Annotated in this window: 27 protein-coding genes and 1 riboswitch; of the genes, 24 read left to right on the top strand and 3 right to left on the bottom strand. The window is 38.0% G+C overall.

All coding sequences use genetic code 11. The features are described from left to right. Nucleotides 1–154: 154 nt before the first annotated feature. From AC1DSK_RS06500 to AC1DSK_RS06550, 11 genes are all read left to right on the top strand, one after another. The gene (locus tag AC1DSK_RS06500; protein ID WP_477547211.1) at nucleotides 155–2,356 is read left to right on the top strand and encodes a peptidoglycan D,D-transpeptidase FtsI family protein; all 2,202 of its coding nucleotides are present in this window, start codon (nucleotides 155–157) and stop codon (nucleotides 2,354–2,356) included. A gap of 150 nt (nucleotides 2,357–2,506) precedes the next feature. Continuing rightward, a complete protein-coding gene (locus AC1DSK_RS06505) occupies nucleotides 2,507–3,442 on the top strand; it encodes a PstS family phosphate ABC transporter substrate-binding protein (protein ID WP_477547212.1) in 936 nt (311 codons plus the stop codon). A 233-nt stretch (nucleotides 3,443–3,675) separates the two neighbouring features. After that, nucleotides 3,676–4,623: a phosphate ABC transporter permease subunit PstC gene (pstC, locus tag AC1DSK_RS06510; protein ID WP_477547213.1), complete on the top strand. Its 948-nt coding sequence runs from the start codon at nucleotides 3,676–3,678 to the stop codon at nucleotides 4,621–4,623. A 1-nt stretch (nucleotide 4,624) separates the two neighbouring features. Further along, nucleotides 4,625–5,503, top strand: coding sequence for a phosphate ABC transporter permease PstA (gene pstA, locus AC1DSK_RS06515; protein ID WP_477547214.1), 879 nt, complete (start codon nucleotides 4,625–4,627; stop codon nucleotides 5,501–5,503). Between the two features lie 27 nt (nucleotides 5,504–5,530). Then, nucleotides 5,531–6,355 (top strand): phosphate ABC transporter ATP-binding protein PstB, encoded by an 825-nt coding sequence (pstB, locus tag AC1DSK_RS06520; protein ID WP_477547215.1) that lies wholly within the window; start codon nucleotides 5,531–5,533, stop codon nucleotides 6,353–6,355. A gap of 19 nt (nucleotides 6,356–6,374) precedes the next feature. Further along, nucleotides 6,375–7,034 carry a phosphate signaling complex protein PhoU gene (gene phoU / locus AC1DSK_RS06525; protein WP_477547216.1) on the top strand — a complete coding sequence of 220 codons (660 nt, stop codon included), beginning with the start codon at nucleotides 6,375–6,377 and terminating at the stop codon, nucleotides 7,032–7,034. Between the two features lie 160 nt (nucleotides 7,035–7,194). Then, complete coding sequence (gene rpmG, locus AC1DSK_RS06530; protein WP_016426933.1) at nucleotides 7,195–7,344, top strand: 50S ribosomal protein L33; 150 nt, start codon at nucleotides 7,195–7,197, stop codon at nucleotides 7,342–7,344. Between the two features lie 55 nt (nucleotides 7,345–7,399). Continuing rightward, on the top strand, nucleotides 7,400–7,972 hold the full coding sequence (locus AC1DSK_RS06535) for a 5-formyltetrahydrofolate cyclo-ligase (protein ID WP_477547217.1): 573 nt from the start codon (nucleotides 7,400–7,402) through the stop codon (nucleotides 7,970–7,972). A gap of 4 nt (nucleotides 7,973–7,976) precedes the next feature. Beyond that, nucleotides 7,977–8,183, top strand: a complete 207-nt coding sequence (locus tag AC1DSK_RS06540; RefSeq protein ID WP_477547218.1) for a YqgQ family protein — start codon at nucleotides 7,977–7,979, stop codon at nucleotides 8,181–8,183. Between the two features lie 417 nt (nucleotides 8,184–8,600). After that, a complete protein-coding gene (locus AC1DSK_RS06545) occupies nucleotides 8,601–10,502 on the top strand; it encodes an LTA synthase family protein (RefSeq protein ID WP_477547219.1) in 1,902 nt (633 codons plus the stop codon). Between the two features lie 117 nt (nucleotides 10,503–10,619). Then, a complete protein-coding gene (locus AC1DSK_RS06550; protein ID WP_477547220.1) occupies nucleotides 10,620–11,723 on the top strand; it encodes a YqgU-like beta propeller domain-containing protein in 1,104 nt (367 codons plus the stop codon). A 199-nt stretch (nucleotides 11,724–11,922) separates the two neighbouring features. Here AC1DSK_RS06550 and AC1DSK_RS06555 read toward each other — a convergent pair whose 3' ends face one another. Further along, nucleotides 11,923–12,102: a DUF2759 domain-containing protein gene (locus AC1DSK_RS06555; protein ID WP_016426938.1), complete on the bottom strand. Its 180-nt coding sequence runs from the start codon at nucleotides 12,100–12,102 to the stop codon at nucleotides 11,923–11,925. 162 nt (nucleotides 12,103–12,264) lie between these two features. Here AC1DSK_RS06555 and AC1DSK_RS06560 point away from each other — a divergent pair, with 162 nt between their 5' ends. Next, a complete protein-coding gene (locus tag AC1DSK_RS06560) occupies nucleotides 12,265–12,903 on the top strand; it encodes an MBL fold metallo-hydrolase (protein ID WP_477547221.1) in 639 nt (212 codons plus the stop codon). Nucleotides 12,904–13,006: 103 nt separating this feature from the next. Here AC1DSK_RS06560 and AC1DSK_RS06565 read toward each other — a convergent pair whose 3' ends face one another. After that, a complete protein-coding gene (locus AC1DSK_RS06565) occupies nucleotides 13,007–13,249 on the bottom strand; it encodes a DUF2626 domain-containing protein (protein WP_024534515.1) in 243 nt (80 codons plus the stop codon). Between the two features lie 353 nt (nucleotides 13,250–13,602). On the opposite strand from AC1DSK_RS06565, the gene AC1DSK_RS06570 reads away from it, so the two are divergent. The 11 genes from AC1DSK_RS06570 to gcvPB all read left to right on the top strand — a co-directional run bounded on the left by AC1DSK_RS06570 (nucleotide 13,603) and on the right by gcvPB (nucleotide 22,652). After that, the gene (locus AC1DSK_RS06570; RefSeq protein WP_477547222.1) at nucleotides 13,603–13,797 is read left to right on the top strand and encodes an ArsC/Spx/MgsR family protein; all 195 of its coding nucleotides are present in this window, start codon (nucleotides 13,603–13,605) and stop codon (nucleotides 13,795–13,797) included. A gap of 215 nt (nucleotides 13,798–14,012) precedes the next feature. After that, the gene (gene comGA / locus AC1DSK_RS06575) at nucleotides 14,013–15,056 is read left to right on the top strand and encodes a competence type IV pilus ATPase ComGA (RefSeq protein WP_477598115.1); all 1,044 of its coding nucleotides are present in this window, start codon (nucleotides 14,013–14,015) and stop codon (nucleotides 15,054–15,056) included. Next, entirely contained in the window at nucleotides 15,025–16,089 is a 1,065-nt protein-coding gene (comGB, locus tag AC1DSK_RS06580) for a competence type IV pilus assembly protein ComGB (protein ID WP_477547224.1), read from the top strand. The genes comGA and comGB overlap by 32 nt, the downstream gene beginning before the upstream one ends. A gap of 15 nt (nucleotides 16,090–16,104) precedes the next feature. Then, nucleotides 16,105–16,431 carry a competence type IV pilus major pilin ComGC gene (gene comGC, locus AC1DSK_RS06585; RefSeq protein ID WP_477547225.1) on the top strand — a complete coding sequence of 109 codons (327 nt, stop codon included), beginning with the start codon at nucleotides 16,105–16,107 and terminating at the stop codon, nucleotides 16,429–16,431. After that, nucleotides 16,418–16,849, top strand: coding sequence for a prepilin-type N-terminal cleavage/methylation domain-containing protein (locus tag AC1DSK_RS06590; RefSeq protein WP_477547226.1), 432 nt, complete (start codon nucleotides 16,418–16,420; stop codon nucleotides 16,847–16,849). The genes comGC and AC1DSK_RS06590 overlap by 14 nt, the downstream gene beginning before the upstream one ends. Then, nucleotides 16,842–17,141 (top strand): hypothetical protein, encoded by a 300-nt coding sequence (locus tag AC1DSK_RS06595; RefSeq protein ID WP_477547227.1) that lies wholly within the window; start codon nucleotides 16,842–16,844, stop codon nucleotides 17,139–17,141. The genes AC1DSK_RS06590 and AC1DSK_RS06595 overlap by 8 nt, the downstream gene beginning before the upstream one ends. Next, nucleotides 17,126–17,566 (top strand): competence type IV pilus minor pilin ComGF, encoded by a 441-nt coding sequence (gene comGF, locus AC1DSK_RS06600; RefSeq protein ID WP_477547228.1) that lies wholly within the window; start codon nucleotides 17,126–17,128, stop codon nucleotides 17,564–17,566. Before AC1DSK_RS06595 ends, comGF begins: the two co-directional genes overlap by 16 nt. Nucleotides 17,567–17,771: 205 nt before the next feature. Next, entirely contained in the window at nucleotides 17,772–18,290 is a 519-nt protein-coding gene (locus AC1DSK_RS06605; RefSeq protein ID WP_477547229.1) for a shikimate kinase, read from the top strand. A gap of 142 nt (nucleotides 18,291–18,432) precedes the next feature. Further along, nucleotides 18,433–18,525, top strand: a riboswitch (glycine riboswitch). Between the two features lie 199 nt (nucleotides 18,526–18,724). Further along, a complete protein-coding gene (gene gcvT / locus AC1DSK_RS06610) occupies nucleotides 18,725–19,828 on the top strand; it encodes a glycine cleavage system aminomethyltransferase GcvT (RefSeq protein ID WP_477547230.1) in 1,104 nt (367 codons plus the stop codon). Nucleotides 19,829–19,852: 24 nt separating this feature from the next. Further along, complete coding sequence (gene gcvPA / locus AC1DSK_RS06615; protein WP_477547231.1) at nucleotides 19,853–21,199, top strand: aminomethyl-transferring glycine dehydrogenase subunit GcvPA; 1,347 nt, start codon at nucleotides 19,853–19,855, stop codon at nucleotides 21,197–21,199. Beyond that, entirely contained in the window at nucleotides 21,162–22,652 is a 1,491-nt protein-coding gene (gene gcvPB / locus AC1DSK_RS06620; protein ID WP_477547232.1) for an aminomethyl-transferring glycine dehydrogenase subunit GcvPB, read from the top strand. The genes gcvPA and gcvPB overlap by 38 nt, the downstream gene beginning before the upstream one ends. 466 nt (nucleotides 22,653–23,118) lie before the next feature. Here the strand turns inward: gcvPB and AC1DSK_RS06625 are convergent, their stop codons facing one another. Then, complete coding sequence (locus AC1DSK_RS06625) at nucleotides 23,119–23,499, bottom strand: rhodanese-like domain-containing protein (protein ID WP_342543497.1); 381 nt, start codon at nucleotides 23,497–23,499, stop codon at nucleotides 23,119–23,121. A gap of 109 nt (nucleotides 23,500–23,608) precedes the next feature. Here AC1DSK_RS06625 and AC1DSK_RS06630 point away from each other — a divergent pair, with 109 nt between their 5' ends. Next, on the top strand, nucleotides 23,609–24,445 hold the full coding sequence (locus AC1DSK_RS06630; RefSeq protein ID WP_477547233.1) for a lipoate--protein ligase family protein: 837 nt from the start codon (nucleotides 23,609–23,611) through the stop codon (nucleotides 24,443–24,445). Nucleotides 24,446–24,517: the final 72 nt, after the last annotated feature.

A 24,517-nucleotide genomic window follows, 5' to 3' on the forward strand; every position in this document is an offset into this window, starting at 1 on the left:
TACTGAAGCGGAGGTGCGAGCTGGCGCTTGAAGCTAGACAAATTATCGATAAATGAAACATAACACACACTCATTTCGTTAAATGAGTGTGTGTTTTTTTGCGCAAAATGATATACTACATTACAGTTAGAAAGCTAGAAGGAGGACTGCGGCAGTGCGCAAAACATCAAAAAAGAGAGCGGCAAGTGCAAAGGCAAAACACCTCGCAAATGTCGCATTTCGAATGAATATCCTCTTTTTCTCCATCTTTTTGTTATTCTCTATCCTCATTTTACGCCTCGGATATTTACAGATTGTCAAAGGAGAAGATTTCGTCCGTGAACTGGAAAGAACGGAAGAGGTACCTGTTAATACAAGTGTTCCCAGAGGAAGAATATATGATAGTGCAGGGCGTATTTTAGTAGATAATGAACCTAAAAATGCAATTACGTATACAAAATTGCAAACGACCAAACAAGAAGAAATGTTAACAATTGCTGAACAGTTGGCAAAGTTAATCGAGAAAGAGCCAGACAGTGTGACATTGCGGGATAAACAGGATTATTGGATTCAACTACATAAAGAAGAAGCTTATGAAAAAGTATCCAAGAAAGAAGAAAACAAATTATTGGCGGACGAAACACTTTCGTCAGCGGATATGCAGCTTCAAATCGACAAATTGGTTAGAGAGCGGATTACAGAAGAAGAACTTGCCACTATAACTGAGCAGCAACTTGAAGTTCTGGCAATATATCGCGAAATGGCATCGGGGTATGCATTATCACCACAAATCATTAAAAGTGAAAATGTGACACCTGAAGAATTTGCACGTGTTTCTGAGCGATTGACAGAAATGGTAGGAGTCAATACCACGACTGATTGGGTTCGAGTTCCTAAATCACCACTTGCTATTTTAGGTCGTACCACATCCCCGAAAGAAGGGATTCCAAGGTCCCAACTGGACTATTATATCTCACGTGATTACACGAGAAATGACCGGGTTGGTCGCAGTTATATTGAACAGCAGTATGAAGATATCCTACAAGGTCAGAAAACCGTAGTGAAAAATATTACTGACGGAAAAGGTACAGTAACCGAAACGGAAACAGTCTTTGAAGGTCAACCTGGAAAAGATCTAGTGTTAACAATCGATAGCGAGTTTCAAGCGAAAGTTGAAAGTTTAGTAGAAACGAAACTTTTGGAATTGAAAAAGAAAAATGGTTCAAACTTATTGGACCGTGCCTTTGTTGTTGTAATGGATCCAAATACAGGTGAAGTAATATCAATGGTAGGAAAACAACTTGGGAAAGATAAGAACGGTAAACAGGTAGTCAATGATTATGCATATGGAACGTTCACCACTTCCTATGAAATAGGCTCAGTCATTAAACCGGCAACAATTCTCACTGGTTACGACCAAGATGTTCTTGAAATGAACGAAAAATTGGTGGATGAACCGATTAGAATTAAAGGTACAAAGCCGAAAAGTTCGATTTTTAATCGATCTTCAAGAATTCTCATGAGTGACCTACAGGCACTTGAAAGGTCTTCGAACGTTTATATGTTTAAAATTGGTTTCCGTTTAGCCAATGCCATTTACCGACCTGACCAATCCATCAATATTGATGAGGCTGCATTTGGTACGCTACGTAATTCCTATGCACAATTCGGTTTAGGTGTTCCAACAGGGATTGACTTACCTGGCGAAGCTACCGGATTTAAAGGGAAAGAATTGAAGGCAGGGAAACTGCTGGATTTAACGATCGGTCAATTTGACACATATACTCCGTTACAAATGGCGCAATATGTATCCACGATTGCCAACGGCGGAAGTCGTATTCAACCACATGTTGTGAAAGAAATCAGAAAACCTTCTTCTGACGGCATTACGATGGGTCCACTTGTCACAGAAATAGGTCCGACCGTAATGAATCGTATTCACAATACGCAAAGTGAAATAGAACATATCAAAAAAGGGATGAACCTTGTTTACTACGGCAATCAAGGCTCTGCGAGATCATATTTTGGGGATGCGCCATACCAGGCTGCCGGGAAAACCGGAACTGCCCAAGTAGTTTATTACGGGCCGAAAGAAGATTACTGGGGAGACAATACAATCAACTCCACACACATCGGTTTTGCACCATTTGATAATCCTGAAATCGCTTATGCCGTCATGATTCCATGGGCGCCATATCATAATGGCGTGTATGAAAGTACGGGAACAATTCTTGCCCGTGAAGTCGTCGATGCTTATTTTGCGATACAAAAGGAAAATGGCAAAACTGAAGAAAACGAATCATCAACACTGAAAACTATTAAACCAGCATTTACAGATACTAAAATAGATGAAGATACCGAAAATTCAGTTGAATAATATATAAAAAAAAGACCATGATAACTTCAATATCATGGTCTTTTTTTGTTTACAATTTCTTTACATTCAGTTTATATGTCCTCAACATAGAACGTTTAAAGTATTGTTTGTAAGGGAAAACAACAACCAACCTTAGGGGGAACTAGACAGATGAAAAACTTGAAATTCTTTATGATGTCAACAATGATTGGCTCGGCACTTTTACTTGGTGCATGTGGTAATGAGGATAAAGAAGGAAACGGAGAAGCGACAGAACAACTGTCTGGCTCAGTTTCTGGTGATGGTTCATCTACAGTTGCTCCGATTACGGAAGCATTAGTTGAAGAGTATCGACTTGTTCAACCAGACGTTAAAGTAACTGCTGGTGTATCTGGAACAGGTGGCGGTTTTGAAAAATTCATTGCCGGAGAAACAGATTTCTCAAACGCTTCACGTCCAATTAAAGAAGAAGAGTCGGCTAAGCTTGGAGAAGCCGGTATTGATTTTACTGAATTAGAAGTTGCGTATGACGGTTTATCAATCGTTGTAAATAAAGAAAACGATTGGGCTAAAGATTTAACAGTAGAAGATCTTAAAAAATTATGGGTAGAAGATGGAACAACAAAAAAATGGTCTGATATTAATCCTGAATGGCCAGATGAAGAAGTTGTTTTCTACTCACCAGGAACTGATTCTGGTACATTTGACTACTTCAATGAAGTCATTCTTGAAGATGCAGATATCGTAAAATCAGCAACACTTTCTGAAGATGACAATGTCTTAGTACAAGGTGTAAAAGGAGACAAAAATGCAATTGGATTCTTTGGCTATGCTTACTACCTTGCTAACAAAGATACAATGAACGTTGTAACTATTGATGGAGTTGAACCAACTAACGAAACAATCGAGTCTGGTGAATATAAACCACTTTCACGTCCATTGTTTGTTTATGTTAAAAACTCTTCAGTAAAAGACAATGAAGCAGTATATGATTTCATGAAGTATACGGTTGAAAATGCTGGGGATATGGCTGAAGCTGTCGGTTATGTAAGATCTCCTGAAGAAACTTATAAAGAAGATCTTAAAGCTTTAGAAGCACTAAAATAAAGCATTAATAGAAGTAAAAAGTAAGTTTTGCAATAAGCGGTTAAGAAGGAGTAGCACTGGTGCTACTCTCTTCTCATGTTAATTGATAAGAAAGCTGAAGAGACAGTTGATAAGTCAACGTGAGAACGCCAAATCGCACGTAAGCGACAGCCAACTATTGAGCCTGTTCTTCCGGTTAATCCGAATGCCAGGGTTTCGCATTTTCACTTTTCTTACGTATAGGGGGATTTCAAATGGCTTCAAATGAACAAGCTTCCAAATTATCTGTCCAGCAGATGATTGCAAAGCAAAAAGGTAAGAAAGGAAAAAAATGGATAGAAAAATCAATTCCAGTTATTCTTTTCATAATTGCCTCAATTTCAGTATTAACCACGTTTGGTATTGTATTCACTTTGCTTTTCGAAACGTTTGAGTTCTTTCAGCGCGTTCCTTTCCTTGATTTTATTCTCGGGAAAGAATGGTTGCCTTTCTCAAATAACGAACCACTCTTTGGAATTTTGCCGTTAATTGCGGGGACTCTTAAAGTCACACTGATTGCTGTCGTGGTTGCGGTGCCATTCGGCTTAGCATCAGCTGTATATTTAAGTGAATATGCAAGTGACAATATGCGTCGGGTAATCAAACCAGTTCTTGAAGTATTGGCAGGAGTTCCTACCATTGTTTATGGTTTTTTTGCCTTAACTTTCGTCACACCTTTTCTGCAACAATTTATACCTGAACTGAAGATTTTTAATGCAATAAGTCCTGGTATTGTAGTGGGAATTATGATTTTGCCCATGATTGCATCTCTTTCAGAAGACGCCATGTCTTCAGTACCGAACTCTATTCGTGAAGGGGCGTTAGCCCTGGGAGCAACAAAACTTGAAGTGGCTATCAAAGTAGTATTACCTGCAGCCTTATCAGGTATTATGGCTTCCATCGTTCTTGCTGTGTCACGTGCTATCGGAGAAACTATGATTGTTTCTTTGGCAGGAGGGTCAACACCAAGATTCGATTTGGATATGACAGACTCGATTCAAACAATGACTGCTTATATTGTACAAGTTTCAACCGGTGATGCTGGATATGGAACGACCATCTATTATTCGATTTACGCAGTCGGATTTACTTTATTCCTCTTCACGCTTCTCATGAACTGGTTAGCTCATGCGATTTCAAAACGCTTTAGGGAGGAATATTAAGATGAAATATATCGATCATACATCCGTGGTTAAACGAATGAGTGGCAGGATGATTGTTAATAAAATATTTAAAACCATATTTTTCATGGCCACATTATTTGCTTTGTTATCGCTGGCAGTACTCTTTTATCGTATTGTGAGTCAAGGTGTGGGGTATTTAACTCCTGAATTCTTTACAAACTTTGGTTCGCGGTTCCCTGAAAAAGCAGGGATTAAAGCGGCATTGGTTGGATCACTTTGGATGATGGCCGTTGTTGCACCAGTATCCTTGATTTTAGGTGTGGGTTCAGCAATTTACCTAGAAGAGTATGCTAAGAAAAACAAGATCACACAATTCATTCGCATGAATATCGCGAATTTAGCTGGCGTACCATCTGTTGTGTTTGGTTTACTCGGTTTAACGATTTTTGTACGAGCATTAGCTTTAGGTAATAGTATTCTGGCTGCCGGATTTACGATGAGTTTGCTCATTCTGCCTGTTATTATCGTAGCTTCACAGGAATCCATTCGTTCAGTGCCGAATCATTTACGAGAAGCTTCTTATGGAATGGGCGCAACCAAGTGGCAAACCATTGTCAAAGTTGTCTTGCCTTCAGCGATTCCGGGTATATTAACCGGTGGAATTTTAGCTTTATCCAGAGCAATTGGCGAAACAGCTCCACTTGTAGTAATTGGTATACCAGTTATTATTCAATTCTTGCCAGAAAATTTACTTAGTCAATTTACTGCAATGCCAATGCAGATCTTTGACTGGGCAAAACGTCCACAGGAAGCATTTCAACATGTAGCTTCAGCAGGAATAATCGTCTTAATGATTTTCTTGTTACTGATGAATTCAATTGCTGTGTTCATTCGAAATAAATTCCAAAAACGTTATTAAGCCGATTCGGCACGGGAGGGTTTCAAAATGGTTCAACTGAATGTAAACAAACAAAAAACAACAAATTCAACAAGCACTAAACCAGAAACGATAGATAGAAACATTGTATATGATACGCGCCAATTAAATTTATGGTATGGCGAGCACCACGCATTGAAGAACATCGATTTAGCAATCAAAGAAAATGAAGTGACTGCAATTATCGGACCTTCAGGTTGTGGGAAATCGACATATATCAAGACATTGAACCGTATGGTTGAATTAGTACCTTCAGTAAAGACTTCTGGTGAAATCATTTACAGGGATCGAAATATTTTCGATGCCGATTACGGGGTTGAAGAGTTGCGAACAAAAGTGGGGATGGTTTTTCAAAAACCAAATCCATTCCCAAAATCAATTTATGACAATATTGCCTATGGTCCTCGTATACATGGTATTAAAAACAAAAAAACCCTGGATGAAATCGTCGAGCAAAGTCTTCGCGGAGCGGCTATCTGGGATGAAGTGAAAGACCGATTGAACGAAAATGCATACGGTCTTTCGGGTGGACAACAACAGCGTATTTGTATTGCACGTGCTCTTGCAATTGAACCAGATGTGATTTTAATGGATGAGCCAACTTCTGCTCTTGATCCGATATCTACGCTTAAAGTGGAAGAACTTGTACAGGAATTGAAAAAAAATTATTCCATCATCATTGTCACGCACAATATGCAACAAGCTGCACGGATTTCAGATCAAACTGCCTTCTTCCTAAATGGAGAAGTCATCGAGTTTGATAAGACTGACACAATTTTTTCTACACCTTCTGACAAACGTACAGAAGATTACATTTCAGGACGCTTTGGATGATCAAGAAGGAGGAATTTGAATGGTAGTAAGAGAAAAATTCGAACACGAGCTAAGAGGTGTTCAGGAGCAATTTTTAATGCTTAGCAATTTAGCCATTTCTACGTTAAATAAATCAATTGATGCATTATTAAGCCACGATGTCGATGTAGCCCTATCAATCATTGAAAATGACAAGCATATTAATCGCTTGGAAGAAGAAATTAATGACCGTGTCATTTTATTGTTGGCAAAACAGCAACCGGTTGCTACGGATCTGCGTAGATTGATTGTATTATTGAAAGCTGCCCATGATATGGAACGAGTTGGAGATTATGCTGTCAATATTGCAAAAGAAAATATCCGTATTGGTAAAGCCGATTTTGTTTCACCTATCAAGAATATCGAAGAAATGCGGTCTAAAACCATTACAATGCTAACGGAAGTAATGAAAGCATTTATCGAAGAAAATATTGAAGATGCACGTAAGATTGCTGAGCTTGATGATCAAGTGGATAATTTGTATGGCCAAACCATTCAACAACTTTTAAAAGTTGGCGCTGATAATCCGCAAATGTTAAGTCAAGTTACGCAACTGTCATTTGTATGCCGTTATTTGGAGCGATCAGCCGATCATGCAACCAATATAGCGGAACAATTATTTTATTTGGTCAAAGGTCGTCATTACGAACTGAATAAGTAAATGGACGGAGAAAGACACGTTTTGTCTTTCTCTTTCTATGTCGAGAAATATTTCACAGTTGGTAGTAGATTTTTCAATGAGGTATGATATAATAGGTTAGTCGTATAAATCATTGCTCATAAGATTTAAAAGATTCCTGATTAGAGTGGGAGGGATAATGATGCGCGTTAACATCACACTAGCTTGCACAGATTGCGGCGAGCGCAACTATATTTCTAAGAAAAACAAGCGTAACAACCCGGAACGTCTTGAAATGAAAAAATATTGCTCACGTGAAAAGAAAATGACTTTACACCGTGAAACAAAATAAAACCATTTAACCAAAACCTGCTCAGGTTTTGGTTTTTTTCATGGAGGGAATATTATTGGAAAAGACGACAATTCGAAAAGCTATCTTAAACGATTTAAATAATTTATTACCAGAGGAACATGAAAACCATTCATGCATGATACATAGAAAAGTATTAATGGAAGAAACGGTCAAAACAGCACAAGTAATCGGTATCACATTATCTGCATTTCCTGAAGTAGATACATGGAAATTAATTGAAAAGTTTTGGCAACAAGGGAAAAGAGTGGCCGTTCCGAAGTGTCATCCCGCCACAAGGGAAATGACTTATTTTGAAATAACCTCCTTTAATCAACTTGAGGTAGTGTATATGAAACTAAAAGAACCGATTCCAGCCCTTACAACTAAACTGGATACGCCTCAAATTGATGTACACATTGTTCCGGGAGTCGTATTTGATCCAAAAGGATATCGTATTGGCTTTGGTGGAGGTTACTATGATCGTTATTTAAGTACATACACAGGATCAACAATCGCGATGGCTTTTGACAGACAGATTGTTGAACAAGTTCCTATCGAACAATTTGATTTACCAGTACAATGTATCTTGACCGAAACAAAACGGATTGTATGTATGAAAACGGAGTGAAAGTATGAAATCAATTTATGATGTTCTTCAATATTTAAAACGCTATGGAACTTTTATCTACACAACAGACCGACAGGCTGATTTATTGTTAATGGAAGATGAAATTCGCGAATTGTATAACTCGCATATAATGGAAACGCAGGATTTTCAGATGGCTATTCTATTAATTCGGCAAGAACGGTCACGTTTAAATGACAAAAACATAAAATAACATGTAAAGACCATGTAAAGACAATCTGACGAAAGTAGTCAGGTTGTTTTTGTTTTTGGTAAAATATAGGGGTGGCTTGAAAAAAATTTACTTTTTTTTAACAAAAACGAAACTTTTATATGTTTCATCCGTCTTATAAGGGGTAACCAGGTGAAGGAGCATAGACATCTGACTATTTTACTCTTGAATTATTAACAGAAAGTTGCATGGTTGTAAAAAAAGGATTAAGATATACTAATGTTTCTTTCTTTTGTTGAATAAAATAGACTTTCTGCAATAAAGTCGCTCTTACCGTTTGTTACGGGAAATTAAATAATTCATGTGGAGGTCAGTCGTTGCCATTCTTATAAATGGGATTGCACGATGACTTTTTGCTGAAAAATTCAAAGTTTGAAAGTGATAAGGAGGATGTTAGGAATGAAGAACATAAAAATACCTAAACATTCGATTTTGGCTCTAGCCATTTTAATGACTTGGATTAAAACCTATGTGGTATACCATACGAGTTTTGATATGAAAATTGAAAATGTCATGCAAGAAGTAATTTTGTTTATAAATCCATTAAGCTTTTTGCTTTTTGTGTATGGTATCTCATTATTCTTTAAATCCGTTAAAGCCAGAAATCGATATTTATTAATTACGAGTACAATATTAGCGGTGATTTTATACGCCAACGTCGCATTTTACCGTTTCTTTAGCGATTTCATCACACTTCCGGTATTGTTCCAAACGAGCAATTTCGGAGACTTAGGTGCATCTGCAGCCGAAAGTATTTACTTCACGGATGTATTCTACTTTGTTGATGTTGCGTTATTATTTGCGGCAATTAAATGGTTGCCGAAAGTGACAGAATTTAAAGTTGTAAGACCAGCTATCCGTAGAGCATATTTTGTGTTGGCAGCAGCAGTTTTATTCCTGAACTTAGGATTAGCAGAAACTGAGCGTCCACAATTGTTAACTAGAAGTTTTGACCGTGAATTATTAGTGAAGAATATCGGAATGTATAATTATCATATATACGATGTTTACATTCAATCGAAATCTCATGCACAGCGAGCATTAGCTGATGGCAGCGAACTAGTAGAAGTCAATAACTATGTACGATCAAATCAAGCAGAACCTAATTACGAAGTATTTGGTACTGCTGAAGGCAAAAACTTAATTGTTGTTTCACTTGAATCACTTCAAAATTTTGTAGTGAATGAAGAAATGAACGGTGAAGTTATTACACCTTTCTTGAATGAATTAACGAAAGACAAAGATACGTATTACTTCCCGAATTTCTACCATCAAACAGGATTAGGAAAAACTTCCGATTCTGAATTCGTGGTAGAGAATAGCCTTTACCCATTAGGTGGAGGCGCAGTGTTCTTTACGAATAGTGGGAACACTTACAATTCAATGGCCGAATCATTAAATGAAAAAGGTTATTTCACAAATGTCATGCATGCGAATAACAAGAGTTTCTGGAATCGTGACATTATGTATAATGCCTTGAATGTTGAAAAATTCTATGATGTGGAAAGTTACGATATTGCTGAAGGCGATTCAGTTAACTGGGGAATGAAAGATATACCTTTCTTCGAACAATCAGTTAATCATATGGCTGAAATGGAACAACCTTTCTACTCACGATTGATTACATTGACGAATCATTATCCTTTCCATTTGGAAGAGAAAGATCAATTTATTCCTGAATACAATTCAAATTCAGGAACATTGAATCGTTACTTCCAGACAGTACGGTACATGGATGAATCAGTGAAATCTTTATTTGAAGACTTGAAAGCTAAAGGGTTATACGAGGATTCAATCATTGTCATGTACGGTGACCACTATGGTATTTCTGAAAACCATAATGAAGCGATGGCACAATATTTAGGAAAAGAAATTACACCTTTTGAAACTGCTCAATTACAACGTGTACCAATGTTCATTCATATTCCTGGATCGAACCAGGGTAAAGTTGTTGAAGAAGTTGCTGGTCAAATCGACATTCGTCCAACTATTCTACATTTATTGGGTGTAGACACAAGTAAAGATATGCAAATGGGTGCAGATATCTTTTCTAAAGACCATGAAGAATTTGTTGTATTCCGTGATGGTCGCTTTGTTACTGATAAAGTGGTTTATGCAGGAAATGTATGTTACGACAAGGAAACTGGTTTAGAAACAGAAGCTAAAGCTTGTGCACCTTACATTGAACGGGCGGCAGAAGAACTTGGATACTCAGATCAAATCATCAATGGGGATTTGCTTCGTTTTTACGATGAAAAAACAGGCAACCTGCTAATTGATGAGACTGCTGAACGTAAATAATGTATTCTGTTAAAAACGTCAAAAAGTGTAGAATCACTTTTTGACGTTTTTTTTTATTTATTGAAACACATATCGATTCAATACGTACTACTTGTATATAGGAAAGGGGGAATGGTTATGAGACGAAGCATTCGATACTACAGTATATTTCTTTTGCTTCTTTTAACAAGTTGCCAGCAGAATGTCTCAGAACCGTTCTTACCGGAAAAATCAATTTCCCCTGAACAAGAACAACCAAATAAAGAAGATACTATTTTACCTTTATCAGAGCTGAACGGAAATTTTGATTGCGTGATTGGCTGGCTTTCTGACGAAGAGATTCTCTATATAACAAGACAACAATCAGACTATCAAATTAATTCCTATCATATTGAAACCGGGGCTAACAAAATTATCTTTACTATTTCAGAACCTATCATTGAAGCGAGGATTCATCCGAACTTGTCTAAAATTGCTATTGTAACGTCCAGTAATTCATTGAGCGCGTCTATACATTTTTATTCGTTGGCAGGTCAGGAATTGGACAAGTTAACGATCGAATCATCCGAATTGTATTGGGACTGGCATCCAACTCAAGCTGATGAAATTTTTTTCAGTGCATTTTATGAAGACTGGACGTTTGATTCTTTTGTCTATTCAAGCGGAACAAAAGAAATGAAACGCTTTGAAACAAATGATCCATTTGGTAAATGGGGAAAAGAATCCTCTATATACACTATTAATTGGCCAGAAAACGATTCATTAAGTGGTGGAACATTACGTGAAGTGAATACCGTGACGATGAAGGAAGCTGAGTCGGACGCTACCAATATTATTCACGTGTCGGCTACAAATGATGTTGAAGTGCGAGTAAGTATTTCAGATGATCAGCAAAAGTTTTTGTACACACTGATACGGTATCGGGATGGGAAATCTACAACGTTCGAGTTGCCGGCCATCAGTAATTACTCGCAATGGTTTGTTCCAGAAATAGAATGGCTTAGTGATGGAACTATGTTGACATATGAAGCGTCTCAATCAGGTTTAATGGATGATATTCCATCAGACTTTGATCTTGTCCAATTGTCTATTACTGAGCCTATGAAAACAATATTGAAAGGACCTTATGAATCCTTTTCGTGCAATCCATCTGGCCAATATTGTTTAACAGGAGTTCAATTAGAAAATTTGCTAAAGGTTAAAAGTGGTGAAACATTGCCTTGGATTACATTGCAGGAATAATAAATAGGGTGCCCACGTGCCACTATTAATCGATAATTTAATTGGAACTAAATATTTTTAAGATCAGTTAAAGAAAACTGTGATGATTGAATAAAAATTGAGAGAGTACTTTGCGCCTACGATAAGTAACCATTTAGTTTATCGGAGACATAATATAAAAAAAGCTGACGTTCGTGTGAACGTCAGCTTTTTTATGGTATTAGTGTAATGCTGGTGGAAATCCGTGTTCTAAAATCGTCATCACTGTGAACCATCCAAAAATTGCAAAAGTTCCTACGTTGAAGACTAATCCTAAAAGGTTTTTCTCTTTAAATGCTTGGTAAGAACCAATTGCACCAAAGATAGCAACCAGGCCAAAAATAACCATTAATAAGTTCATTATAGACACTCCTTTTGACATCAGAAAATGAATGCCGAGTACAAGTTTTCTACCTTATTATAAGTTTTTATATATGATTTGTCGAGGATTAAAAAGTGTCGGATATATGAACTGCGAGAATGCCGACAGAGTTTCTGCTACAATAATCTTGAGGTGATTGACATGTTAAATATACGTACGTTCCCACTGGGTCCATTACAGACCAATTGCTATGTGGTAACCAATAAAGAAAAACAATGTTTGATCTTTGATCCAGGTGAACAAGGAGATGCTTTAATTAAAGAATTGCGGAGATTACAGGTAAAGCCTTTAGCAATTATTTTAACGCATGCTCATTTCGATCATATTGGAGCTGTCGATGTAGTACGTGATACGTTCAATGTTCAGGTCTATATACATCAGGCAGAAAAAAATTGGCTTTCTGATTCGACTAAAAATGGTTCAGCACGCTTTCGCGAATTGCCTTTAGTGGAAGGAAGACCAGCAGATGTATTGATTGATGCAGATGGTAAGTTGGAAATCGGACCGTTTTCATGTAAGATGTTCCATACTCCTGGTCATTCACCTGGAAGCATTTCCTATTGGTTTGAAGAAGACGGTTTCGCAATTGTTGGCGATACATTGTTCCAAGGCAGCATAGGGAGAACGGATCTTCCTTATGGTAACCATAAAGAGTTGATTAATTCTATTCACAATAAGCTGCTTACTTTACCAGAAGAAACAATCTACTATCCTGGACATGGTAATCCTACGACTCCTGCAGAAGAAATGGGCAATAATCCGTTTCTTAATGGATTTTGACAAAGAGCGTGTGTCCATAGTTAAATAACCGGTTTTTGTGGAGACCAAAAATCCCAAACAAAAAAGACAGTCATATGAAATGACTGTCTTTTTATAATCTTGATCAGTGTCCAGCACCAGGTACGTGAATAAATGTCGTATAGTAAGTGAAGCCAGCAAAAAACACCGTTAAATATGCTCCGAAGATGTAAATGTACATACGCTCTGAAAGGTTTAAGAAACCTAAAAGAATAAATAAACCTGTGTTCGCTAGAAATAATAATGATGCCGAATACATATCACCTAAATAAAACATAACTGCGAAAATTCCTGTCCAGAAACCCATCACTTTATACATATTGTTCATGAGTAGTCCCCTCCTTTTACAACTATACAATAATCTCTACCTCATTATAGATGATTCGGTTCCCAGATGTAAACTCTTGAATGTCTTTAGAATGTGACAGAACAGTGGAAGTTGTGAATTCTTACTTGAAAAAAGACCAAAAAATTTTCTGATCAGTTAAGTATGTCCAAATATAATCGATATTAAAAAGTTTTTAAAGATGTTTCTTATGTTAGTTGAAAACGTTTTACAAATTGTATAACAAATGAAAAGGGAATTGGAGGAATATTAAGGGTTGATTTTACATTCTATACTTATCCATCATTTAATCTCTAACCAGATTAGATTCGAAGAAAGACATATAATTCCCTCAAATGCCAACTGTTGAAAAAGTATCTTTTCTTTTGTCGATGATAATGGAAGGTCTTGATGAAATTCTAGCTACCCGCAGTCAATCATTTAAAGACTTGAATCTGAATATCGATGACTTGCCATTATCAAAAGTGGTTGAATTGATGATAGAAAATCCAGAGTTATTAAGAAGACCGATTTTGACAGATGGCAAGTAATTAGTGGTAGGGCATCAACCGGAACATTGGGGTTCCTTTTGACGCAAAAGTAAATTATTCCACGCATTATTAGTAGCAAAATAAAAATTTCCTGCCTTAAAAGGTGGGGAATTTTTATTTTGCTGAAAAATATATATTTTTTATGCTTATGACTTTATAATGTCGAGAACAGGGTATGAGCGGTCCTAACCTGTTTTGGGTGAATGGTCTTATACATGAATGAATTACAGAATATTATTGAACAAAAAAGTGAAGAGTTGATTAATCGAGCAGTATTAGCACGGGCTTCTGATATTCATTTAATTCCTACATCAGGAGGGTATACAATTTATTTTCGCTTACACATAAAATTGGTCCCAGCAGGTAAGCTTCACCTGGACATCGGGGATCGTATGATTTCTTACTTCAAGTTTTTATCCTCTCTTGACATCAGTGAAAAACGAAAACCTCAAAGTGGTTCATTCCAACAAATCTTCAATACACAAGAATGTTCTTTCCGCGTTTCGACTTTACCATCTGTTCAAAATAAAGAAAGTCTTGTAATTAGAATTCAATTGCATGATGATTCTAAACCATTACAAGAACTTGCTCTTTATCAGGATGCAGCTAAATTACTGCATGACTTAATGATGTCCCGTCAAGGTTTGATATGCATCACCGGACCAACTGGCTGTGGGAAAACGACAACCATGTACTCACTTACAAGTTATAGTACGCATCAATTGAATCGGCATGTCATTTCCCTGGAAGACCCGGTGGAAAACAGTCAATCCCACTTGCTTCAAATACAAGTGAACGAACGTTCTGGAATTTCCTATGCTGCAGGTTTGAAAGCGATATTACGCCATTCGCCAGATGTCATAATGATTGGAGAAATTCGTGATTCAGAAACAGCCCAAGCAGCTGTTCAAGCATCTTTAACAGGACATCTAGTTATTACGACTGTACATGCCAAGAATCCGATTGGATGTCTATATCGATTAATGGATTTGGGGATTCCGATTGATGACTTACAACAATCTATTCTTGGAATTACAAGCCAACAACTAGTAATCACTTCATATGATAGGGAAGGTGATCGGGTAACGCCGAACCGCTCTTCTTTGTATGAAATTCTGTATGGTCAAACTCTTGAAGAAGCAATCCATACGATAAAAATAGGTGGATCTTTTAACATGCCACAAAAGTATACGCTTTCCAATCAGTACGAGCGAGGAGTGAAACTGGGTGTCATTAAAGTTTCTCCCGTCACGTATTGAAGTACGAGATTGTCAAATACCCAGGAAAAAACAAGCCCAGTTTTTAAACAGACTCTCTACGCTCTTGTCTGAAGGATACACATTTTACGATTCTTTGGTGATGCTGTTGCCTCACCATGTAAAAGCAAGTGAAGAAGCACACAACAAACTTGCGGCCAACTTGAAAAATGGAGATGGAGTCACCACGTTATTGATGACATTAGGAATTCCCAAGAGTAATTTATTATCTATCCAAATGGCGGAATCCCATGGAAAATTACAGAAAGCGCTACTTTGTCTTCATACGCACATTGCTATGCTGGATCGGGCAAAAGCGAGCCTTAAAAAAGTGGTCATGTATCCTGTATTTTTATTTTGTATGCTGGCAGGGTTGTTTTTGGCATTTCGTACTTATTTTTTACCAAACATGCAGTTGCTTGCAAATTCCAGACAGAATACTGCATCTTCGAACACGATGAGTTGGACAAGCTTATTGCTGCATTTGCCAGATGTGTTAGTCACTGTCTGTCTGTTGGTCTTTATCATGGTGTTTTTGTTTCGGTGGGGAATTCAACGGTATTCTTATGCACGTCAATTATCCATCTTATTAAAAACACCCATCTTATCCAATTGGATGAAATTATTTTGGACGAAAAGTTTTTCACAGGAACTTGGGACATTATTAGCCAGTGGATTATCTTTGCAACATGCTTTGGATGTTTTGAAAAAACAAAATTACCAACCTTATTTGCAAGTTATATCTGCAAATATATACACATCCATTCTATTGGGAGATTCTTTGAAACAAGCAGTTCAGATAGCAGATTGTTTTATGGATGATTTTCCTACATACATTTCGCATGGAGAGGTAAGCGGACATTTAGACAGGGAGCTATTGATTTATAGTGATTTGCTGAATGAACAGACTGAAGCGTCCTTGACGAAATCTTTGTCTTTTGTCCAACCTGTGTTATTTGGCGTATTAGCAATTTGTATTTTGGCTGCGTATTTATCCATTTTGTTGCCTGTTTATGGAATGATAGATTTTATTTAATAGGAGGAAGCAAGTATGAAAAAGATAAAGTGCCAAAAAGGGTTCACTTTAATTGAAATGATGGTCGTATTACTGATAATTTCCGTTCTGATATTAATCGCAATTCCCAATGTGACGAAGCATTCGGCAACGATTGATGAAAAAGGGTGCGAGGCTTATATCAAAATGGTTCAAGGGCAAGTCGAAGCATATCGGATCGATATGAAAGATGTTCCTACACTTTCGGATTTAACAGATAACGATTATTTAAATGACGGTGAAACAACTTGTCCAAATGGTGATCAGATACAAATAGATGCAACTACCGGACTTGTATCGGTGACGGAAGATGTCGCTGGATAATAAAGGCTACTCGTTGCTGGAGTTATTACTCGTTTTGACGATTGTGCTGGTCATCAGTACGAGTGTGTTGTATGCGAACAATCAGTATGTTGAAAGACACACATTTGATTTGTTCTATAACCAATTGAAACTCGATGCCATGCACACTCAAATGACTGCTGTGGAAGAAAAAAGGTACGTTAAACTGATTTTTAACGCAGGAGGTAATCGTTACATTGGAAGAAAATCACTATACGAACCTCTTTTCGAGAGAAATTTACCTGCAGGTTACAGTTTATCTTCCAGTAGTACATTAACCGAGCTTGCCTATTTACCGAATGGTACAATTGAAAAATTTGGAACGATTGCATTTGTGACGCCCGGGGGCATTAAGATTGTCCGGGTCTTTATAGGGAAAGGACGGATGAGTCTTGAATAATCACCAAGGATTTTCATTCGTCGAAACGATTCTCACGGTCAGTATTCTTTTTTTGTTATTTGGGACATTGTTGCCTATGACAAATCAAATGATGTTTAATCTTGCCGAAAAGAAAGTGGCATTGCATGTGGCAATTGCGAAAAACCAAGCAGCAACTTTAATTAAAAATGGGCAAATGTCAGGTGAGATATTTCTCGACAATGTGTCTTTTTCCTGGCAATGGACAGATCCAACAATGTGTGTACGGTATGTTTTTTTTGAAGAGAGCAAAGAGTCGTGCGAAACCTTTTAACAGATAGGGGATACACATTAGTCGATGCAATCATTCAACTTGCAGTTCTGTTGTTGTTTTCGCAACTCATTTTGTTTTATTCTGTATGGTTTACACAAGTGGAAAAGCATTTCTTTCAATCAGTATCACTTGAATGGGAAATGTTTTCATTGGAAATGGAAAAAATCCTCTTTTCGGTCAATGTGATAGAAGAACAAGTCAATCAGACAGGAATTCGTCTGAAAAAAGATGGGGTGGAGTATGATATTGAATGTTACCCATCACTCATTCGCAAACAGAAGAATCGTTTGGGACATGAGCCTTTGTTAACGGGAGTTAAAAGGTGTAAGTTTCGAGTTGATGGTGATCAAGTAATCGCCCAAGTTGAGTTTTTAAACGGACGAAAAGAGGAACGTGCATATGAAGTGTTTATATCCTCGCAATGAATCTGGATTTTTACTGCCCGTATCCATCGTTTTATTATTTGTTGTGTCCGGCATCCTTCTTTACTTTGTTACTTCTTACATATCACAGATGAATATCTATGAAATGTTGGAAAGTCATTATATTTCTGCTACTATTATTAAAATGGAAAATTAGCGATAATAGTCGTTTAGTGATGATTTGTAGTGAAGTGAGCGGGGTAGGGATATGAAAAAAATTTATTTAATTGGTTTCATGGGATCAGGAAAAAGCGCTATCGGCCGACGATTAAGCTTTTCGCTAAAAATTCCTTATTACGACATGGATCAGGAGATTGTGAAAAAAATGGGGATGACCATCCCTGAAATTTTTGAAAGATACGGCGAGCCTTTTTTTCGTCAACAAGAACATGAATTTCTGAAAACCTTCAGAGATGAGTGGTGTATCGTATCGACTGGGGGAGGTGTTGCTGTTAACCCAAGCAATAGTAAAGTCATGCGTCAAACCGGTTTAGTATTGTTTTTGGATGCAACGTTTGCTGATATATGGAAACGAATTCATCGTGATGTTAACAGACCCATTGTACAATCATCTACTAAGGAAGAGTTGGAAGCGTTATATACCATGCGAAAGCGTTATTATAAAGCCACCGCCCATATTACCGTAAGAACCGAAGGACGCTCGTTAAGACAGATAACTGAATATGCAGCATTTCAAGTAAATCGCTTAAAGGCGAACGATTTTTGATAATAATCATAAATCGTTCGCCTTTAGAGTGTAATAAGAAAATAGATTGCGCTTACTTTGAATCAATGTTAGGATATACACGAAGCGGTACTCGCTTTTGTTCATTGATTTCTTAATATACCAAAACGCATGTTTTGGGCGGATGAATATACGGGGAGAGAACGCGCCAGTCGCGTCACCGAAGGAGCAAGTAGAAGCTACGAATCTCTCAGGTAAAAAAGACTCGTATAGGACGCATCTCTGGAGAATGCTATTACACTTCATAGCTACCAAAGAGGAAAGCCGATTTCAGGTAAACTTTCAGGTGCCAGGACAGAGAATTCTCATATAAAGGGGATTCTCTGTCCTTTTTTGTGGGTACAAGATTATTCATTTTGAAATCGGGAGACCAGATCTTATAAGAAAGATTGCTTAGTGAAGAGGAGGAAAATGAAATGTCGGAAAATTTAAAACGCACGCCATTATTTGATTCGTATAAAGCGTACGGTGGCAAAACTATTGATTTTGGTGGATGGGAACTTCCTGTTCAATTTTCCAGTATAAAAGAAGAACATGAAGCGGTACGCACAAAAGCAGGATTATTCGATGTCTCACATATGGGTGAAATCATCGTTCGCGGTGAAGATAGCCTTGTATATCTTCAAAAATTGCTGACTAATGACGTTTCCAAACTTCAAGATGGCCAAGCGCAGTATAATGCAATGTGCTATGAAGATGGAGGGACTGTCGATGATTTATTAGTATATAAAATTGCACAGAATGACTATTTACTTGTCGTCAATGCTTCTAATATCGAAAAAGATTTTGAGTGGATGAAAAAATTCATGATTGGTGACACCGTTGCACATAATGTTTCAGATTCATATGGTCAACTTGCTTTGCAAGGACCACTTGCAGAAAAAGTTCTGCAAAGACTGACAAAAGAAGACTTAAGCGAAATCGGCTTCTTTAAATTCAAAACAAATGTAAAACTTGGCGAATATGATGCTTTAGTGTCGCGAACAGGTTATACAGGTGAAGATGGGTTTGAAATATACGGAGAACCGGCTTCCATAGTCGCACTATGGGACTTGATTTTGGAAGAAGGAAAAGAAGACGGAGTATTACCTTGTGGTCTAGGTGCTCGGGATACTCTTCGGTTTGAAGCATGCTTGGCACTGTATGGCCAGGAGCTTTCAAGTGATATTTCACCACTGGAAGCGGGAATTGGGTTTGCAGTGAAATTGAAAAAAGAAGATGACTTTATCGGTCAAAAAGCGCTTGTTGCACAAAAAGAAGCGGGTATCCCACGCAAATTAGTAGGATTGGAAATGATTGATAAAGGCATTCCTAGACATGGCTATACCATTTTTAAAGATGATCAAGCTATTGGAGAAGTTACAACAGGTACACAATCCCCTACGCTGAAGAAAAATATTGGCTTGGGCTTGATTGTCAGCGAATTCACGGAGCTTGGAACTGAAGTTGAAGTGGAGATTCGTGGGAAGCGCTTGAAAGCTGTTACCGTGGCAACTCCGTTTTATAAACGCCAAAAATAACTGTCGGAAAGAGGTCATGACCCAATGAAACATCGTTATTTGCCTATGACGGAACAAGATCAAAAAGAAATGTTGGATACAATTGGTGTTTCTTCTATAGATGAGCTATTCTCGGATATTCCTGAAAAAGTTCGTTTCCAAGGAGAATATCAAATTAAAGCAGCCAAATCAGAGTCTTCTTTATTAAAAGAGTTGTCTCAAATGGCTGCGAAAAATGCGGACAATAAAGCATATGCATCCTTTTTAGGTGCTGGTGTATATGACCATTACAAGCCGATTATTGTAGATCATGTTATTTCTCGTTCTGAATTCTATACAGCTTACACTCCATATCAGCCAGAAATTTCACAAGGTGAGCTTCAAGCTATTTTTGAATTCCAAACAATGATTTGTGAGTTGACTGGAATGGATTTGGCGAACTCTTCGATGTATGACGGCGGTACAGCACTTGCAGAAGCAGGTATGCTTGCAGCTGGTCATACAAAACGCAAAAAACTTCTCGTTTCCGGTGCAGTCAATCCAGAATCTCAAGACGTGGTTCGCATGTATGCATTGGGTCAATCGATTGAAGTTGTTCAGATTCCAACTAAAGACGGCGTAACTGATATTGATGCATTAAGCGAAATGATCGATGACAATACTGCTGCTGTTCTTGTTCAATATCCTAACTTCTTTGGTCAAGTGGAAGACTTGCGCAAAGTTGAAGCAGTTACACATGGAGCGAAGGCTTTGATGGTGGTTTCTTCAAACCCATTGGCACTTGGGATTTTGACTTCACCAGGTAAACTTGGTGCAGATATTGTCGTAGGGGATGCGCAGCCATTCGGTATCTCTGAGTCCTTCGGCGGACCTCACTGTGGATACTTTGCGGTTACGAATAAATTAATGCGTAAAGTTCCAGGGCGTCTAGTAGGAGAAACAACAGATGAAGTGGGACGACGTGGTTTTGTTTTAACATTGCAAGCGCGTGAGCAACACATTCGTCGAGACAAGGCGACTTCTAACATTTGTTCGAATCAGGCATTGAATGCACTTGCTGCTTCAGTAGCAATGACTGCGCTTGGTAAAAAAGGTGTGCAGGAAATTGCCACTCAAAATATCCTGAAAACGAACTATGCGAAAAAAGCATTTGAAGCGGCAGGATTTGAAGTAGCGTACCAAGGTCCACACTTCAACGAAATCGTTGTCAACGTTAAAACATCTGTAACAACTATAAATAAAGAGTTGTTTAACAAAGGCATCATTGGTGGATTCGACTTAGGAAAAGTTGATGGAAAATTGGAAGGGCATGCGTTAATCGCAGTCACTGAACAACGGACGAAAGAAGAAATCGATGCACTTGTGCAAGAAATGGGGTCTTTCCGTGCATAAAGATAATCAACCATTAATTTTTGAAATGACAAAAGACGGCCGAGTAGGCTATAGCTTACCTGATCTTGATATTCCAGAAGTAGATTTATCAACGTTGTTGCCTGAAGGTTTGCTTCGAGAAGAAGCGGCGGAACTTCCTGAGGTATCTGAACTGGATATCATGCGTCACTATACAGCACTTTCTAAGCGTAATCACGGTGTCGATTCAGGATTTTATCCATTAGGCTCTTGTACGATGAAATACAATCCGAAAATCAATGAATCAGTTGCGCGTTTCCCTGGATTCGCTAATATTCATCCACTTCAAGATGAAGAGACTGTTCAAGGTGCAATGGAATTAATGTATGATCTTCAAGAACATTTGATTGAAATTACGGGAATGGATGATTTAACGCTTCAACCGGCTGCAGGTGCTCATGGAGAGTGGACTGCTCTAATGATGATTCGTGCTTTCCATGAAGCAAACGGGGACACACATCGTACGAAAGTAATCGTACCTGACTCTGCTCACGGGACAAACCCAGCATCGGCAACAGTCGCTGGATTTGATACAATCACGGTGAAATCTGACGAAAACGGCTTGGTTGATTTAGAAGATTTAAGAAGAGTGGTTGGGGAAGACACGGCTGCGTTAATGTTAACGAACCCGAATACTTTAGGGTTATTTGAAGAAAACATTTTAGAAATGGCTTCTATTATCCACGGTGTTGGTGGGAAGTTGTACTATGATGGAGCAAACTTAAATGCGGTTATGTCGAAAGCACGTCCAGGCGATATGGGCTTCGACTGTGTTCATTTAAACTTGCATAAAACATTCACAGGCCCACACGGTGGTGGTGGACCTGGATCTGGTCCAGTTGGCGTGAAGAAAGACTTGATTCCATTCTTGCCAAAACCAGTACTTGTAAAAACAGAAGAAGGCTACCACTTCGATTACGATCGTCCTCAATCAATCGGGCGAGTGAAGCCGTTCTATGGAAACTTCGGAATCAATGTACGTGCCTATACGTATATTCGTTCAATGGGTCCAGACGGGTTGAAAGCCGTAACGGAATACGCTGTATTAAATGCAAACTATATGATGCGTCGTCTGCAGCCTCATTTCGACTTGCCATATGATCGTCACTGTAAACATGAATTTGTATTGAGTGGCCGTCGTCAAAAGAAATTGGGAGTACGTACACTCGATATGGCTAAACGACTGCTTGACTTTGGATATCATCCGCCAACAATTTACTTCCCATTAAATGTAGAAGAGGGCATGATGATCGAGCCGACAGAAACAGAATCCAAAGAAACGCTAGATGCTTTCATCGATGCGATGATCCAAATAGCGAAGGAAGTCGAAGAAACACCTGAAATCGTGCAACAAGCTCCTCATACAACAGTTATTAAACGTCTGGATGAGACTAAAGCTGCCCGTACACCAGTATTGCGTTATAAAAAAGCATAAGAATGAAGAAAGAGAGCTCATCAATCGAGCTCTCTTTTAGATTCACTTCATTTACTGTTTATACATATAAGAACATGTCTTTCGATGATGCGTTCTGCAAGAAAACCATGGAATTCCTCAATTTAGAACTATTGACATAAAAAGACACCCTGTTAAGAGTATCTTTTGTTTTTTTAATATCAATTTTGTAGTATTATAAATCTCTTATCAAAGGTCGTATAAAATGTGTGAAAAACAGGAGTATCAGGTTTGAACCTATCAACATCCGGATATTTTTCGTTAAATTCTTCGATTAAGTTATTTATTAGCATATTATTACTCTCTCAATTTAGTTGTGTGCTGTCCGAATCCAATAAAATCAAGGAAATGAGTGTAATTGGTTTCATTGAGATCTCAGTTATTGTGAAATTTCATACATATTTTTTTGATGAAAAAAGTCCCTCCATTTGGAAGAACTTTGAATGACTTATTTTGTTCTGATTTTCCCAGTCCACTGACGGAAACCGCCTTGCAGTTGGTAAATCTGGTTATAGCCTTTTTTCTTAAGGAACAATGCCGTACGTGCGCTTCTTGCGCTATTTTGGCAATATAAGTATACGGGCTTGTCCGCACGAATTTCTTTGTAACGCTGACGCATTTGTGATGAAGGAATATTCCGTGCTCCAAGGATATGTCCACCTTCAAATTCTTTAGGTTCACGCACATCCACAAGTTGTGCTTTACGGTATCCTTCAATGAATTGTTCTTGTGTTAAACCTGATACAGCCTTTTTTAATCGCAAAGACGAGATTAAAAAGTAAATGATCAAACCAAATAATGCAGCAGAGCTAATGTATACAAATGTCAAAACAACTTTCCCCTTTCTATCTATGTACTTATTATAAAAGAAAGTGTAGCCACAATACAATCGGTTTGTTAATATGAATAGCATTGTGACATTTTGAGGAGGAAATTATATGTCTAAACCGATTTGGTATTTTATTAATTCTGGCGCTTGCAGTCCGTCCTTCAATATGGCGCTGGATGAAGCTTTAATGGACTGGCATAGTGATGGGATCCTTCCACCTATTGTCCGATTCTATGGATGGGAACCTGCAACATTATCCATTGGTTATTTTCAAAATGTCGAAAAAGAAATCAACATGGAAGCTGTCAAAGAGCATAACTTAGGTTTTGTCAGACGTCCCACCGGAGGACGTGGCGTATTGCATGAACATGAATTAACATATAGCATTATCGTCAGTGAAGACTATCAAGATATGCCTGCGACCGTTACGGAAGCTTACCGTGTGCTGAGTGAAGGGTTATTGATTGGTTTTCAGAAGCTTGGATTGAACGCCAATTTCTCGGTGCCTGATACTGATAAAATGAAGAGTGATTTGAAAAATCCAAAAAGTGGCGTCTGTTTCGATGCACCGTCATGGTATGAATTAGTTGTGGAAGGTAAAAAAGTAGCAGGAAGTGCACAAACAAGACAAAAAGGTGTCATTCTTCAACATGGAGCGATTCTATTAGACCTGGATGAAGATAAATTAGTTTCTTTATTTAACTATCCATCAGAAGCCGTAAAAGAGCGAGTTCGTAGAGGCCTTCCGCAAAAAGCGGTGGCAATAAATCGTTTGCGGGAAACTCCAGCTACGATCGAGGAATGTGAAGAGGCATTTAAAGATGGTTTTGCTGAAGGTCTTAATGTCAATTTTCAACCATATGTGCTAACAATCGAGCAATTGGATTATGTGAAAAAGCTTGAAGCTCGACGTTATGCAAATGATGAATGGACATACCGTAAATAATAGGTAAAAAGAATTAATTTTTTCAAAAAATAAGTAGTATTTTCCTATAGACGTTGTGTGTGTATGTTCGAA

This window comes from Paenisporosarcina sp. P4_B8 (genome assembly GCF_056402175.1).